The 14,969-nt window shown below is 59.5% G+C and carries 15 protein-coding genes and 2 pseudogenes; 8 read left to right on the top strand and 9 right to left on the bottom strand.

Annotation, left to right across the window (positions count from 1 at the left end; all coding sequences use genetic code 11):
• The first annotated feature begins 269 nt into the window (after window positions 1–269).
• The 4 genes from IVA78_RS12375 (at window position 270) to IVA78_RS12360 (ending at window position 3,087) form a co-directional block, all read left to right on the top strand.
• Entirely contained in the window at window positions 270–575 is a 306-nt protein-coding gene (locus IVA78_RS12375; RefSeq protein ID WP_247465527.1) for a hypothetical protein, read from the top strand.
• 233 nt (window positions 576–808) lie between these two features.
• Window positions 809–1,153: a DUF1236 domain-containing protein gene (locus tag IVA78_RS12370; protein ID WP_247279936.1), complete on the top strand. Its 345-nt coding sequence runs from the start codon at window positions 809–811 to the stop codon at window positions 1,151–1,153.
• Between the two features lie 91 nt (window positions 1,154–1,244).
• Entirely contained in the window at window positions 1,245–1,667 is a 423-nt protein-coding gene (locus IVA78_RS12365) for a hypothetical protein (protein WP_247279937.1), read from the top strand.
• 241 nt (window positions 1,668–1,908) lie between these two features.
• Complete coding sequence (locus IVA78_RS12360) at window positions 1,909–3,087, top strand: MFS transporter (RefSeq protein ID WP_247465481.1); 1,179 nt, start codon at window positions 1,909–1,911, stop codon at window positions 3,085–3,087.
• An 895-nt stretch (window positions 3,088–3,982) separates the two neighbouring features.
• Here the strand turns inward: IVA78_RS12360 and IVA78_RS12355 are convergent.
• From IVA78_RS12355 to IVA78_RS12320, 8 genes and pseudogenes are all read right to left on the bottom strand, one after another.
• Complete coding sequence (locus tag IVA78_RS12355) at window positions 3,983–4,273, bottom strand: hypothetical protein (protein ID WP_247279939.1); 291 nt, start codon at window positions 4,271–4,273, stop codon at window positions 3,983–3,985.
• A 669-nt stretch (window positions 4,274–4,942) separates the two neighbouring features.
• Window positions 4,943–5,377: a hypothetical protein gene (locus tag IVA78_RS12350; protein ID WP_247279955.1), complete on the bottom strand. Its 435-nt coding sequence runs from the start codon at window positions 5,375–5,377 to the stop codon at window positions 4,943–4,945.
• A gap of 1,061 nt (window positions 5,378–6,438) precedes the next feature.
• Window positions 6,439–6,762: a low affinity iron permease family protein gene (locus IVA78_RS12345; RefSeq protein WP_247279956.1), complete on the bottom strand. Its 324-nt coding sequence runs from the start codon at window positions 6,760–6,762 to the stop codon at window positions 6,439–6,441.
• Window positions 6,763–7,577: 815 nt separating this feature from the next.
• Entirely contained in the window at window positions 7,578–7,748 is a 171-nt protein-coding gene (locus tag IVA78_RS12340) for a hypothetical protein (RefSeq protein WP_247465478.1), read from the bottom strand.
• 41 nt (window positions 7,749–7,789) lie between these two features.
• Window positions 7,790–7,969: a hypothetical protein gene (locus tag IVA78_RS12335; RefSeq protein ID WP_247465474.1), complete on the bottom strand. Its 180-nt coding sequence runs from the start codon at window positions 7,967–7,969 to the stop codon at window positions 7,790–7,792.
• A 61-nt stretch (window positions 7,970–8,030) separates the two neighbouring features.
• Window positions 8,031–8,270, bottom strand: a pseudogene (locus tag IVA78_RS12330) (hypothetical protein); the annotation flags it as partial.
• 144 nt (window positions 8,271–8,414) lie between these two features.
• Window positions 8,415–8,645, bottom strand: a complete 231-nt coding sequence (locus tag IVA78_RS12325) for a hypothetical protein (RefSeq protein ID WP_247465470.1) — start codon at window positions 8,643–8,645, stop codon at window positions 8,415–8,417.
• Between the two features lie 37 nt (window positions 8,646–8,682).
• Window positions 8,683–8,964, bottom strand: coding sequence for a hypothetical protein (locus IVA78_RS12320; RefSeq protein ID WP_247465467.1), 282 nt, complete (start codon window positions 8,962–8,964; stop codon window positions 8,683–8,685).
• A gap of 357 nt (window positions 8,965–9,321) precedes the next feature.
• Here IVA78_RS12320 and IVA78_RS12315 point away from each other — a divergent pair.
• From IVA78_RS12315 to IVA78_RS12305, 3 genes and pseudogenes are all read left to right on the top strand, one after another.
• Window positions 9,322–9,670 (top strand): annotated as a pseudogene (locus IVA78_RS12315) (transposase); the annotation flags it as partial.
• A gap of 196 nt (window positions 9,671–9,866) precedes the next feature.
• Window positions 9,867–11,546: a cytochrome b5 domain-containing protein gene (locus tag IVA78_RS12310; protein WP_247415318.1), complete on the top strand. Its 1,680-nt coding sequence runs from the start codon at window positions 9,867–9,869 to the stop codon at window positions 11,544–11,546.
• A 519-nt stretch (window positions 11,547–12,065) separates the two neighbouring features.
• Complete coding sequence (locus tag IVA78_RS12305; protein ID WP_247465464.1) at window positions 12,066–12,806, top strand: hypothetical protein; 741 nt, start codon at window positions 12,066–12,068, stop codon at window positions 12,804–12,806.
• 67 nt (window positions 12,807–12,873) lie between these two features.
• Here IVA78_RS12305 and IVA78_RS12300 read toward each other — a convergent pair whose 3' ends face one another.
• On the bottom strand, window positions 12,874–13,497 hold the full coding sequence (locus tag IVA78_RS12300) for an HWE histidine kinase domain-containing protein (RefSeq protein ID WP_247415314.1): 624 nt from the start codon (window positions 13,495–13,497) through the stop codon (window positions 12,874–12,876).
• A gap of 1,061 nt (window positions 13,498–14,558) precedes the next feature.
• On the opposite strand from IVA78_RS12300, the gene IVA78_RS12295 reads away from it, so the two are divergent.
• Window positions 14,559–14,969: transposase (locus tag IVA78_RS12295; protein ID WP_247464310.1), on the top strand; the 411-nt coding region annotated here is incomplete at its 3' end.

Raw genomic sequence — 14,969 nt, 5'->3', positions numbered from 1 at the left:
GATGCCACTAGAGCAAGCAGAGCGATTGCAGAATGAATTGGCGCGGCCCGGATTGAAGTTTGCTGAAGCCGACTGGCCGTGATCTTCACCTCGATTGAGCGCGTGCGTCCAACGGACGCTCGCGCCGATCGCGCTACGTCTTCCCGGGCACCCAAATCGATGCTGGCGCGGTCATATTTGAGGCCCGGCGCCGTGCGGGGAAATGTGGCAGACGTTCCAAAGCCGGAACATCGCGCATGACGGGAAGTTAGCGGGTAGGAGCACCCGTGATGGGCTTGAAGCTAACGATCAAAAACCTCGGCCCCTATCCGTCGCTCCTTCTATTGGCAGTACCCACGGCGACGGTCGAACCGTTGAAGCTTGTTGCGTTGGCGGTTGCCGGCAAAGGCCATTGGATCACCGGGACCGCGATGATCGTCGCCTGCTATCTCCTTAGCCTGTGTGTCGTCGAAAGGCTCTTTGTGATCGTCAAGCCGAAGCTTTTGACGCTTCCGTGGTTCGCCAAGTTGTGGAATGCCGTCACCTCGGTTCGCACGGCTATTTTTGCGCCTTTTCGTAAGCTGCGCGTGGATTAGGGCTCCGACGCGCGCGACGTGCTGTCCCGTATGCGAGGGTCGTCGCCACAACCACACCCATGAGGTGCGCCGCTACGTCGAGTGCCGCGCCGATGGCGACGGGGTGAGGCTTAGCCTCTCCGTATCATCCTGTGCTCGCGCGGGCAAAAGCGGCAATCGTGCTGCCGCGCGTCCGGAACCTTGCCACCATTCGCGGGTTCATGCAGGCTGCATGCTGCGGCGAGGAGATATGCATGAAGAAGCTGATGCTGACGTGCGCGGCCGCCGCGCTGATCTCGACGGGCGCGATGGCCCAGTCCACGGTGGTCACAACCACCGGGACGAGCCACGCCGCGGCCGTGCAGATCGAGCCGGAATACCGCACGAAGATCCGGAGCTACGTGACGGAACACAAGATCCGTCCGGTAGAGAGCCGCGAGAAGATCGTGGTCGGCTCGCCCGTGCCGCGCGAGCTCGAGCTCGAGTCCGTGCCGGCCGAATGGGGGCCCTCTCTTACGAAGTATCGCTACGTCTACTCCGGCGAGCGCGTGATGCTGGTGGACCCGTCGACGCGCACCGTGGTCCAAGAGGTGGAGTAGTCCTCGAAGGCGGGCCGCTGAAGGAAGCGGCCCGCCTTCAGCCACGTCCGGACCGTCGAAATCGATTCCCTTCATTTGCAAGCGGCTGTCCATGCCGATCATCCGTTATTTCGCGTTCCTGAGCGGGCTGCTGCTGGCGCTGCTCTTCGCAGCGGACCGGTACCTGCCGGCGCCAGTCGAGCGCGCAGGCGCGGCCGACCCCGACAGGACGACCATCCGGATCAGCTCGGCAAGGAGCCTTCCGGAGAAGATCGTCTTCGACACGCGCCCGCGCACCGATGTTCCGGAGATGGTGCAGGCCGAGCCGACGGCCGAAGTACCGCACCAGGCAATGCGGGAGGCCCTGGCCGCCATGCCTGCTGCAGCTCCCCACCAGATCAAGAAAGAACCGCGTGCCCGCACATCTACTGAGGCGCGTCCGCATGCAAAGCGGTTGGCGAAATCGTCGAGCCGACCGCCCGAGCCACGGCTGGCCTTCGAACGGTACGACCTCTTTTCCGGCGGGTGGTGGTGAGCGGGACGATTGATCCCGGGTACAGGAAAAGGCCGCGCCCACCGCGTGCGCGGCCCTCGTTCCGTTCCAGATGGGCCGGAGTCACCAGTGGGATGATGCCAGCGGTGCCGCACGACCGGATACGAGCGATAGTAGAAGAGCTTGAAAAGGCAGATCGACTAGGTGCAATGAACGGTGTTGCAAGTTGGGTGGAGAGCTTGGCGTAAAACACCGGCGAAACCGATTTCAGTGGCTTTAGGCTGTGGCTGGACCAATCGCCTATATTGCTCTTTACGGCGCCCTGTACGCTGCGTTCGGTGCGGCATCGCCATTCTGGCCTAAGCTTTTCGAGACGAGAGCTCTGACGCCTCAGCAGATCGGTTCAATCCTCGCTGCGGCAATGTTGGTGCGGCTTGTCTCCGGTCCGTGTCTTGCAAGGCTCGCCGACGTCCTCGGTTCATTGCGCCTTGTGCTCGCAAGCTGTGCCGTGTTGGCGGCCGGAGCGGCAGCTGGCTTCGTCTGGGCAGATGGATTCTGGTGGTTGCTTGTTCTAGCGTTGGCTCAGGCTGCGGCACTTGCTCCGACGACCTCGATTGCGGACGCGTTGTCAGTGAATGCAGCGAAACCTCAAATGGGCGGAAGGCCATTTGAATACGGCTGGATACGGGGTTCGGGCTCGGCCGCCTTCGTCGTGGGCACGATCGTCGTTGGACAACTGATCGGTCCTGCTGACCTCATGCCGGTTATCTGGATGAATGCCAGCCTACTGATCGCAGCGGCCAGCGCGACGGTGTTTATGCCCGCTGTTAACGCTCAAGCCGCTCCACCTGCGCCGCCGGCATCGTTGGCCTTCGGTGAGGTAGGTGCTCTTTTGGCGATCCCGCGATTTCGGATCCTGATTTTGGTTTCCGCTTTGGTCTATGGAAGTCACTCGATGCACGACGCATTTGCCGTCATTCGGTGGAGCGACGCTGGAATAGGAACTTCCGTCATAAGCGTTCTGTGGTCGGAAGCGGTGGCGGCAGAAGTTTTGGTCTTCTTTTTCGTTGGTCCTCGGTTGATTGAACGGTTTGGCGTGCGTGGTGCGGCCATCTTAGCAGCCGCGGCCGGCATCATACGTTGGCTGATTGAGGGAGCGACGACTTCTATTGTGCTTCTCTCAATGATTCAGCCCTTACACGGGTTGACCTTTGCGCTGCTCCATCTCGCTTGCATGGACATGATGAGGGCAGTTGTCTCCCCGACGGTAGCCGCCACCGCCCAAGCCCTTTATGCCCTTGGTTCAGGCCTCGTTACCGCTGCGTTGATATCGCTGTCCGGCATTCTTTATGCTCGATATGCAGGAGCTGCGTTCTTGCCGATGGCAGCTCTCTGTGCATTGGCCCTCCCGTTGGCTTGGTACGGCTTTGCCGACCAAAGGGCGCGATGCGGCCCCGTTTGATCCAACAGGTCCAACTGCCGGCGCACCGGCATCTTTATCGGCGCAGCGCGCGCGGCACGACGCTACGCTTGCGAATATCGCCAGGTGACGAAAAGGCGCCAGTTGGCAGGAGGCGCTTGTGGCGACCAGTCCAATGCCGATCAAGCGCGAGACTTATATCGGGCGGGCGCGTCACTCCGAGTTGCACAGCATCCAGAACCTACCTGTTACTCTCTTAGCTGAGCGGCGTTACCGCCGCGCGATGACATACCCGATGAGGAAAGCGACGGCCAGCGAAGCTAGAGGAGCTTCCCTGACCACGTCACGAACAATTTGGGACCACGCGCTGTACTGTTGGCCTTGCTCCAGAGATTCTCGAACGTTGCGCCCCACCTCCCGCACACTCTCTGATACTTGCTTTACTGTGGACATTGACGCCGCTTCGTACTCGTCGGCAGAACTGCGCGCGCCAGACCGCGGCGCTCACCAAGAAGAGCGACGAATTCGCAAAGCGGCTTCCAGCCTGGTCATCCACTTCCACCGCTCTTGCCCGTAAACGCCAAGCGTATTCGAGACCGAAACCAAGGCGATCCCTGCCTCGGCAACCTTCAAGCCGAGTAGGCGAAGCCCCACGTTGCCACCTTTCTGTTTTGGCGCGGCCGCTATCGGTCACTTGAGCGCCGCTGGCGTGAACGTGTCGGTCCACAGCCTTGGAAAGGTGTGTCAAGCATCGTGCGACTTCAAAGCACTTGTCGGATCCTTCTTGCCTCATCCAACCGCCCACGCGATTTGCGAAGGTCGCAATGTTCTCCACGTTGAGCCTGCAGCTCATCTGGGCAAGGGAAAAAATCATGATGCGATTGTCTCTGTCGCATCATGATCTGCACTCAAGGCCGATTTGGTGCGAGTGTCTGTATCACCCTTTGCGCTTGCCGAGCGTGTGAGAAGAGTTGGCGTTGGATGGATAGTATAGACGGTTGCAATCATTTACACCCTTCTTTTGGATGGCTTCAGCGATTCCTGGCGTTGAGCTCACGCGCTGAGCTTCGACGCGCGCCATGTCAGCGCGTTTCACGCAGTCGACATATGGCTTATTTCCTAACCAGTCCCACTGGCCGGCCGAGGCTGGAGAGATTTGTGCAGAGCCAACAAAGGCGCCTAGGCTGAGCGCGGCGGCTAGAGCTAGAGCGAGGCGAGAAGATTTCATTGTCGTGATCCCTGGTTTTTGCGGCTGCTCGATTGCAGCGCGGGGGGACCATCCCATTTTTCGATTCAGCAACTCTATAATGTTCGTCACACTTCGCGACGATGACCATGAGGCGTCATCTCGGCGCGCGTATGCTCACATTGCAGATGAAGGAGATCAAGAGCCGCTGCCCTCGGCTGTATTCAATGAATTGGCGCCATCATTCGACGGTTCGATTGGAACGCCGAGTGGGGACATAGCAATGTTGTTTCCGCTTTCGTCTCTGTTTAAGTCTCTGACGGTCCCCCCCGATTTGGCTGCGGCTGCGGGCGAGGCCGGGGATAGAGGTTCAGTTGTCCGCGTAATAGACCGAGTAGAAGGTCGCCTATTGATGCTGTGGACGGCTCCTCCCGACGCGAAGACGGTTTAGGGTCAACCCTCTTCGTCCTTCCCGACTCCACGCCGCGAAGCCTGAACGTGAAATCGACTTTGTGGGGATCGCTACGGGGATTTTGCTGCCCGCTTTGATATGGCCCTTGCGCCGCTCGTCTCTCGACACGAAGCCAATGCAGATGGCCCTGAAGTGAACAACGCTAAAACCGTTGCCACGTCGGCTCTCCGTGGCACACGATTTATGCCATTATTCCCTATCGGGCGAGAATCGGACATCGCAAACGTCGGCAGGCGATTTTAATGCGCTAGGAATATGAAAGCGGCAATCAGTGCTACCATGCTCGCGAAGATCAGCAGTGCCGGCACCGATTTTCGAGTCATTGGCCCCGTCGAATGGCGTGCAGGCGACTGACCGGGTTGAACTCTGAGCCGTCTCTGTGACCGCACGACTTTGCTCTGTGTCATTGGCGTCCGAGCCTTTGGTTCCGGAGCTGCGCCTACACCTCCCATCTCGCTGTAATAAGCGCTGTATACTTCGCGAACGGCCAGGGCCGTGGACTCGACCTCGCTCATGATCTCGAGCCGGGCTCGATAATTGGTCAGAAAGCTTTGGGCGTTGGACGGTAGGTCATCGAAACCACCGAGCTTGGCCATCATGAGCCAAGTGGCGAAATCCGCCTCAGCCTTCGTGCGAGCTTTCTTGGCGATATTGGTGTTGGAGCTAGAGGACATGGTGGTCCGCTTGGTTTGAACGCGGCCGCGAAGCTGGTTCATCGACAGCATCCGCGCCGCGCGAACGGCAATTGGCAATCCAGTCACAATAATGACGGCGCGGGAGAGTTCAAACGCGAACCCTACCAACTAGTCGGCTTCTGGCCGCGGTTGAAGCCGGCCGAGCAGGCTAGCCAGGGTAGGGCGCGCCTCTGCTGACACCACAATGGCAGTAGCCAACATTGAATCGTGGTCCAATTCGACTCCAATTGTCACGCTCTCAATGTATGCTCCGCGACGCACTTACGACAGTGAGCGCGATAACAGCATCTGCAGACTCATCTTGCAATGTCTGCGGATATCCGCTCCTCTACACTCCCCAGTGCAAGTAGTTAGAGCTGCATAGATTTCAGCTGAGTGTCTGAGCGTCGGCATGAATTACTACGGCCACTTGCTACAAGTTAGTGGCTTCCCCAACGCTGGCTCGAGCTGAGCTTGGCCGCGAAGGCGCCAGTGCGCGAAGGACGACTTCGCGACTGCATTTTGCATCGGCGCAGCCGCCGACAAGCGCAATGAGTTACTTGGGCGGCTTCATGGTCGCTGATCGCTTCGCTGCTGGCCTGCGCGAGGTGATCGCCTCTACCTTCTTCAGCGTCTGTGCAAACTTAGATCGGAGATACTGTTCATGCTCCGGGTCTTTAGGCTCTGAGAGGAATGCAACCTTCACGAGGAAGCGGTTCAGTAGCGATGCTATCGCAAGGTTGTCCGAGTGTTGCGAGCGCAGGGCCGTGAGTTGCCGACGCATCTCAATGAGATCGATGGTTTCGCGGTCTGACTGCCTTTTTCAAATGAAACTCGCGCGAGAGGCCTACAGCCCAGCGGAAGCCACCGCGACGAGTATGGTGGCGCGACGGCTTCGACACTTGGGGACCCGGACCAAGGGCAATGTCCGGCGATAAAAAGCTAGCGCTCCGCAGCTTCGCTGCAATCAAAGTCTGCAGTTAAGCTTGATGCCGCGGTGGCGGGTTAATTCTGGAACCTGAAGGGAAGAGCGGTCAACGTGATTCGAGTGCATCATTAGCTCACGACGTACGGACCTGTGCTCGCTCTCGCTCGACTTCCTCGGCGTCCCTGTCATCGATATTCATAAGTGAGTTTTTGGCATCGTCATGAACCTTCAGGAGTCCGTCGAGCTTCGCATGAATGGCCTGTGTGTCGCGGTGCCCGGCGCGCTGGATCACGAGGGTCATTCCCCAGGTCGCAAGCGTGGCAAGCGAGTGCCAGTCCCGTCCATTGCCGAAGATGATCCAAAGCGCGGCATAAAGGAGAAACACGGCGAACGCGCCTGGTCGCGCGGCAAGCACGCCGATATTGGTCAACCAGGCTCGGACTTCGCTCGGGGCCATGGCGATCAACGTACCGCTGCTTTTGTAGGTTCGAGAGAGGAGGCGCGCTCGCTCGTTCTCCCGGAAGCATCCGGTAGCCGTCGTGCTTCACCTCACGAATTCAGTCCAGTCCTGACGAGACCTGCTTACCGCTGGCCGCCAGGCAGAGCTCATACGCCATGCGCATGCGGGGAAAATAGGTGTTGAGGTAGGCGATTGCGAATCGAGTTCGTGGTTCCAATGTTCAGAAGCGAGCAGAACGAATCCGTCGAGCTCGATTCCCTTGTCGATCCGCGCCAAGCACCTCCAGCGGCCTCGGCATCGCCCCCTCAACGCATATAGTGCTGAGGCCGCATTTCTTTCGCGGCGGCAGGCACACGCGACCTTCCTGATACCGTGCACAGAAGGAACCTGTGTTCCTTGAATGGCGGCAGCACTCCATACATTAGCCGTAGATCGGCCACAGCGGGCGGGTTCGCTACAAAGCAGGACCCGTCCCGACTGTGGACAGGGACGCCTGACGACGAGCATCATCTGGTAGAGTGATCCAATGGCTGATCAACGCACGCCCGTGCGCCGCGCCGCGGCCGGTATCGGTTCAGAACCCGCTGAGAAGAACAATGTTGGGGAGGCACTCGATCATGTGTTGCACGAGGTCCTAGCCGCGCGGCGTGACCTCAGTATGACTCGCTTCTGCCTCCAACAGGCAGAAGCCGTTCGCAGAATAGATCGAGCCGCAACCACACTCGCTGATCTGATGCAATCCGGAAACCGCATAAACAAGGACCCCCCGGCCTACCAGCCGTTTCAAAGGGAAGAGGCGTAGTAAGGCCGCCTCATCGTTGCTTCTTGCCTGCTCGCTTTTTCGATTTCAGGACGTCGGCCTGGCTTTGGAACGCGCGTGCTAGTGCCTGCAGTTCCTCGGACACCCCGGCATCTGCAGCCGACTTTGCTGCGCGCGCAGCCTTTTCAGCTTGCTTGCGAAACTGTTTGATTTTCTTCGCCATGGATCAGTCTCCTTGTGGTTCCCGATCAGGCCGCCAGAAGATTATATCATGTCGCCGCCGCTGCGGAGCCGAACATAGGTCCCGCTCTCGTGCAGCTGCAGCCAGCCGCGCTCAATAGCGAACTTTAGGCCGGCACCGACCTCCTCGCCGCTAGCTTTGAGCGTGTGGAGGAACGGTGCGTTGATTTTTTCAATATGGATGCGGCCGTCCTGGACGGGCACGACACTGGCGGCGAGCTGGACGAGCTTTCGGGCGGCGGCTTCCGGTTTGGCGTGGGGACGTTCAGCGGCAAACTAGCGCTCCTGGGGGATGGACCCACTTACAAGGCGTGATCTGCCTTGTCTCGGTTAGCTTGACCATGCGGGGAGGTGGCGCGTACCGGGCGGTGCGACATGGTCGGCATCTGAGGGAAGCTTCCAGCTTCCAGAGCGGCGTATCTTTCGGCCGGCGGATGGCCTCTAGCGGGAGACTGGCGCGGGTCTTACAGCGGGCGCACTCTACCTCTAGCCAGCCAAGTCCGCCATATATTGAATAGGAATTTGCCCGAATATGAGAGCGACCGGTACAAGCAAGGTCCGGGCGGCGTCTCTGTTGTCGGTTCATCGGGCAAACCGGAAGCAACCTGCCGAGTTGCCGAACGACGCTCGTGGACTCCATTGCGTTGATTTACGCGGCGCGTTCCTTGTTCGACTGTTCCTGTACGGCGGTCGCGGTTTCTTCCAACCCCTTTTCGTAATTGCCCGCCAACCTCTCAATACTGTCGGCCCACATCCTCAGCATTGAGACTTGAAAGTGCATAATTGCCTTCAAGGCATTCATACCGATTGCAGTCGCTGCGCTGATGGGACCTTGTTGGTCGCGCGCGAAACGGTTTTCGTTAGCGGTCTCGTCTGCCATGCGTTTCTCTCCCTCGTTTTGATGTTCTCGCCGTAAGCTATGTGGTGGGTTGTGCCCTGCGTGACTCTAAGCATTCAGCCAAGACTTGATCTGCCGCGAGCCTCGCACGTCGGTCGTCGTGCAGTTCATCCAGTTTTTTTAAGTACGCGACGGCCGCTATTTGCAAGAGATCGAAATCATCTTGACCCGAATCACGAACATTGGCGACGTAGCGATAGAGGGCAGAACGCCTATTACCGTTCTCGCTGATGCCGCTGTGGAACAGCAAGTAATTCCGCCAAGCGAACGCACACGCGCCTTCTATGGTCTGAGAAGTCATGGCCACCTCACAAAGCCCAGAGAAAGACTGACGACCCGTTTCGTTCCTGGAATCTCTCAGATGTAATATTGTTCCGTAGCTGCACTGCAAGGTGTTTGCACCGTTGCGACGTCGATGGTGTAGTCGGCAACTGTCGATATCGCATTCGGTCAATGCGATTGGGTCCGAACGGCCCTGGAGCGCACGCATTTCGAGTGGCGGGTTTGCTCGAATGATCGTTCGTGTGTTCGCCGGAAAAATGAGACTGCACTAGGTGCGAGACTTCCGCTTCTGATGCTGTGGACGGCTCCTCCACGGGCACGAGAGTGCCAATGATTGGGCGCCGTTTGAGGCTCCCACGATTCGGAGGAGCAGCGCATGCAGTTAATTTCGACGATCGGTCTGGACATCTGGAAAGTCGGTCTTTCAAGTGCATGGCGTCGATGCAGCCGGCCAGGTGGTGATTCGTCGCCAACTCAAGGCCCGTTTCATGCTGTCGTTTTTTGAGAAGTTCCCGCCGTGCCTGGTGGGGATGGAGGCTTGCGCGCCATCCCACTATTGGTCCCGCGAACTGCAGGCGTTGGGGCATACGGTGCGCTTGATGCCTCCGGCGTACGTGAAGCCCTACGTCAAGCGGCAGAAGAACGACACCAAGGACGCAGAGGCGATTTGCGAGGCGGTCACGAGACCTAACATGCGGTTCGTGCCGACCAAGACGGTCGAGCAACCCTATCCCGATAGGCAGCTCGAGCATGCTACTGCGGGCTCGTTGGCGATTGTGAAGCTAGCACGTCCGGTTCCGCCAGAAGCTGCTTTATTGCTGGTCAACCCGAAGCTACTCTCGAGTTAATTCGAGCGGCACCCACCGTGCTCCGCCACGAGCTGGGTAATCGGTGCGTTCGCTTACTTGGCAAGGGCGACAGATGCGGGCAGTGATCATCGGCGCAGGAATGGGCGGGTTGATGACGGCGTTGGCGCTGCGGCAGTCCGGCGTCTTCGCCTCGGTCGATGTCTACGAGCAAACCAAGGTGCCGAGCACTGCAGGCGCCGGGTTGAACGTACCGCCCAACGGGGCGCGAATATGTCGTTGGCTGGGCGTTGACCTGGATGGCGGGGATCCCAGGGGCCCCGACGGGGTGATCGACGGTGGCCGGGCCGCAATTCTGGAGTCGACAAGGCAGTTCAACGCCGATGGGACGGTGACGCAGAGGCCGTTCGATCATGTCACCGCCGCGGGCGACGGCGCCGGCTTCCATCACATGCACAGGCTTGACCTGTTGATGTGTCTGTACAAGCGCGTGTTCGAGTTCGGTCCCGAAAGCGGGGCGCCGTGCCCGATCACCGTGCACATGGACTGTCGGCTGACGCAGCTGCATCAGACCGCGGGCGAGGTGACGGCGAGTTTTTCGAATGGTCGAAGCGCCGCGGGAGAGGTTCTCGTCGGCGCCGACGGAATCAACTCCGCCACCTTGCAGCTGGCGTGGCCGAACCCGCGTCCCAAGCGGTGGACGGAGGTGACCTGCTTCCGTGGACTTATTCCGCGGGCGGTGGTCGCCTCGCTCCGCAAGACTGACGGTAGCCCGCTGGACCACAACCCCATCCACTCCTTCAGCATGGACCGGCACCGGAGCGAGCGGAGCGGGGCGACAACGTACTGGGTGCGCCGGGGCGAGTTGTTGAACGTGTGGATCGCCCGCTATGAGCCGGACTCTGCCGCATTCGAGCAGGAGGAGGGCGACTGGTTTCCTGTCAGACACGAGGAGATCGTTCGCGATGTGGCTGAAGCATTTACTGGGCACCCCAGCAGAGACGATCTGCTCGCTTTGGCGGGCGCGATCGTTCGACCTACGAAATGGGGCCTCTACGATCGTGACGCCCTCGAAACCTGGGTGCAAGATCGTATCTGTCTGCTCGGCGACGCGGCGCATCCGATGCTTCCGACGTTCGGCCAGGGCGCCGCGCAGTCCTTCGAGGACGCCGCCGCGCTCGCTTGCGCGTTCACCCTGCACGGCCGCGACGTGGCCACAGCACTGTTGCACTACGAACGCGTGCGGCATTATCGCGCGACCCGATTCCAGCTCGGCTCCAAGTTCGCCTTCGATCATTTGCGGGCCAAGGACACCGCTGAGCAGAAGGCTCTGCTCGAAAAGATCGACGAGCGGGTGAGCCCGGCATTTGCCCACGACAAGCGGGGCGGTGAGGACGACTCCTGGATCTATGCGTACGATGCCCGAAACATCGGCGCCGAATTGCCTCCCAAGAGATTGGGGCCGTGGGACTTCCGCCGCGCCGCAAAGGCCAACTACCCCGCGATCACCCGCGAGTTCTGGACACCGGCTGCTCCCGCCAGGGCTCCACGCCCGGTCACGCGCGAAGAAGTCGCCCTGCACAAAACGCGCGACGACTGCTGGGTCATCATCCGGGGAAAAGTCTACGATATCACGGAGTGGGCACCCCATCACCCCGGTGGCGCAGGAATCGCCCGCATGTATGCCGGCAAGGAAGCTACTGCCGAATTCGGTGACTATCACAGTCCTGAAGCTGTCGCCCACATGTCTCATTTCTGTATCGGCGACCTCGTCGACGCTCCAACACCTGCGTGACTGGCCATCACTAGCTCGCCGACCCAAATCGGACTTCAGGGTTGACCATAAGCCATGCGCCAGTGAGGACGGGGGTTGGGACGCGAGGGTCGCTTTAGTCAACATATTTGCTAAACTGTGCAGGGAAATGGAAACGGGTGGATCAGCACAACCCGCCGGCGATGCCGCTGAAGAACTTCGTGAGTGGATCGGGTTGAGATCCCCGACAGCCAAGCTCGACAGTGCGGCTCGTTGCGATTTCCGCTTAGGGGCCCTGAGCTGAATAGCGGTCCGGCTGGCAGTACGTCAGCTGTCTGGCTTGGAACGGGCACGCCGGGCGCTTCCCTCGACCGCCGCTGGTGACCTCATAGCTGCCCTTAAGCAGCGTCGGCTCTCGGGTCCCGAGCGAACAGGTGGCGGACGGTGCCACGAAGGCCGCTTGTGGTCCCAGACCAGACAAAGACGCTCCGCACAGACGTGTCTCCGGAGAGCCAAAAAACGCAGAAACAGGCTACGATCCGGCCCGACGTTGCGCCCCGATTGTCCCTCGTTGTCCTACCATTTGCAAATCTCAACAACGATGCGGAGCAGGACTATTTCGCCAACGGCATTACGACCGATCTGACGACAGATCTCGCGCAAATGCCCGAGACATTCGTGATCGGGCGCGGGACGGCTTTCACCTATAAGAATAAGCAGGTCGATCTGAAGACGCTCGGCAAGGACCTTGGTATCCGATGGGCGGTACAGGGCGCGGTGCAGCGGGCCGGAGATCGGGTCCGTATGAACGTATCACTTTCCGACCTGTCGACTGGTCGTGACGTCTGGTCGGACCGCTTTGACGGCGATCGGTCAAACCTTACTGCCTTGCAGGACCAGGTCACGGCTCGGCTCGCCCGCTCCCTCAACGTCGAGCTCATCCAGGCTGAAAGCCGGCGCAGCCAAATGGATAGGCCAACCAATCCAGACGCTGTGGATTTCAGCATGCGCGGCTGGGCGAAGCGCTATGGCCCCCGGAGCAAGTTAACGAATGCAGAGGCAAACGACCTGTTCGATAGCGCACTGCGCCTCGATCCGGACAACGTTGATGCAATCATCGGCAAGACGTTGTGCATAGCGGATGGCGTGATCTACGGATGGTCACCATCCGTAGTCGAGGACAAAAAGAGGGCGATCAAGCTAATAGATCAAGTTCTTGCAAAACGACCGGCGACCGCAAACGCGCACGTAGCCAACGGAAACATTCTGAACTACGGGAATCCTGAGGAAGCTTTACCTTAACATGACGCAGCTTTGGAAATCGATCCCAATTCGCCCGTCGCGTATGCATCCAAGGGGATCGTACTTGTTACGGCGGGACGCGCGGGTGAAGCGTTTTCTCCGATTGAGATCGCTTTGCGCCTAAGCCCCAAAGACCCGGCTGCTGGCACTTGGGTGTCGTGAGAAGGTCATGGGCACGGGCAAGAGCTAACTGCCGTCCTGTGAACGTCGGCAGAAACTCTTGCAGATCGGTGGCATGGCGAGCCGTCTGACTGGCGAGTGACTGCACCGTGGCAAGCGTATTTTTCACGTGGTGGTTCAGCTCGTCGATGAGCACCTTTTGAGCATTCTCTGCCTGCTTGCGCTCGCTGATGTCGACGAGCATGTTGATGGCGCCGACCAAGTTTCCTTCCGCATCGCGGAGCGGAGTCGGATAAGCAATGAACGGCACGCGTCTGCCGTCTGGACGCTCAGCAATTGCCTCGGCCCCGCGAACCGGGCGGTTTTCACGCAGCGCCACTGCCATCGGACATTCATTGTGCGGCAGAGGCGGACCGTCGGGCCAATAGAGTTTCCAGGTTACACACCATTTATCGCCAGGCTGGGCGTCCGCCCCGCCATCTCGACTGCGGCCCGATTGAAGAAATTTAATACGGCCGTCGGCATCAGTGGTGTAGATCGCTGCGGGCAGACCCTCAAGGAGATCGCGCATGCGTTGTAGGATGTGCGCCGAAGTTTGGAGAGAAAATCATTGGTGTGACAGCCCTTTCTCGCCGGATATTCAATCGTCAGATTCGCCGAGGGGCAGCGATTTCCGGGTTGTGGGGAAGTGTATCCGAAATCCTAGGATTGGCTTGAGTGTTGCCAGCCCGGACCATGGGAAACTGTCACGACTTAGTTTGGATCACATCGAGAAATCTCTTTAAGCGCCATAGCTTAGGCGCCCAAAGTTCAACCGCTGGATCGGCCCGACAGACTCCAATTGAACGCGAATGATCCAGATCGAACGCGAAACGACACCATTGAAAAGGAAGGATGAGATGGACGGCCGACACGGCCGTCAGAACCTTAGGTCGAAGCTCGATGACGCCCGCTTGCGTGCCGCTAAGCGATCGACGCGAAACGACACCCGAATTTGGCGCGCCGTTTCGGGCCAGATAGGCTGTTTGAATGTGTATCCGAAAATCTTGGGATTGGCTTGAGGGCTGCCAGCTCAGATCATAGGACTGACATTAGCTAGTGCGGATCACATCGAACGCGAAACGACATCGAATTAGCCGAGCGTCGGACTTTTGGGATAACAAGATGGCCCAGCAGAAACACGTCAGACTGTTCCGGAACGGCCGCAACCAGGCGGTTCGTCAACACGCCTGCTACTGCGCAGGAAGCCTGGGGGTGTTGTGCGGAGTATCTGTCCGGCACGGCGGGCTGGGAACGTCGAGGAGCGAGTGAGAGATACGGCCGCATTCAAGGCGCTAGGAGTTTCCGATTTTCGGACCAAGGCGGCGCGCGAACTGCGCGATGCTGGGTATGCCTGTCGCGCAAGAAGGCCATCTCCGTATCGCCAAAGGACGTCTGGTGACGAGCCAACGCCACGGTACCTAGTCGTCCGTGAAGAACCTCCAAGCGGTTGATCAAGAATCAGTTTTCGGGGCGAGAAGGTCTTGGGGATTGCAAACTTTCGGGCTTTGACGGCCCAAAAGCTTGCAGTTTCATTTTTGAGGATTCCGTCGAATCACGAGTCGTGATTCCGTCGTCGCATCGGAGGGAGCGATGCGACCAAAGGAACGACGCGGGACGGGACAAACCGATCTTCTGCGCTCGCGGCTGGACGCGATCATCGATATGGGGCACCCGCTGGTGAAGCTGGCGGGGACAATCGACTGGTCGTTCCTGGAGCAGCGGTTCGGGGCGGTCTACGAGGACAAGCCGGGCCGGCCGCCATTGCCGACGCGGCTGATGGCGGGGCTGGCGATCCTCAAGCACACCTACGACCTCTCCGACGAGGTCCTGTGCGAGCGCTGGGTGGAGAACCCCTATTACCAGTTCTTCTGCGGCGAGGAGTTCTTCCAGCACCGATTGGTGTTCGATCGCTCTTCGCTGACGCGCTGGCGCCAGCGGATGGGCGAGGAGAAGCTGCAGGCTTTGCTGCAGGAGAGCCTTTCGGTTGCCACCAAGACCGAG

The sequence above is a fragment of the Bradyrhizobium sp. 137 genome, assembly GCF_023074095.1.
Taxonomy (GTDB): Bacteria; Pseudomonadota; Alphaproteobacteria; order Rhizobiales; family Xanthobacteraceae; genus Bradyrhizobium.
This window is presented reverse-complemented; position numbering and strand designations above follow the sequence as displayed.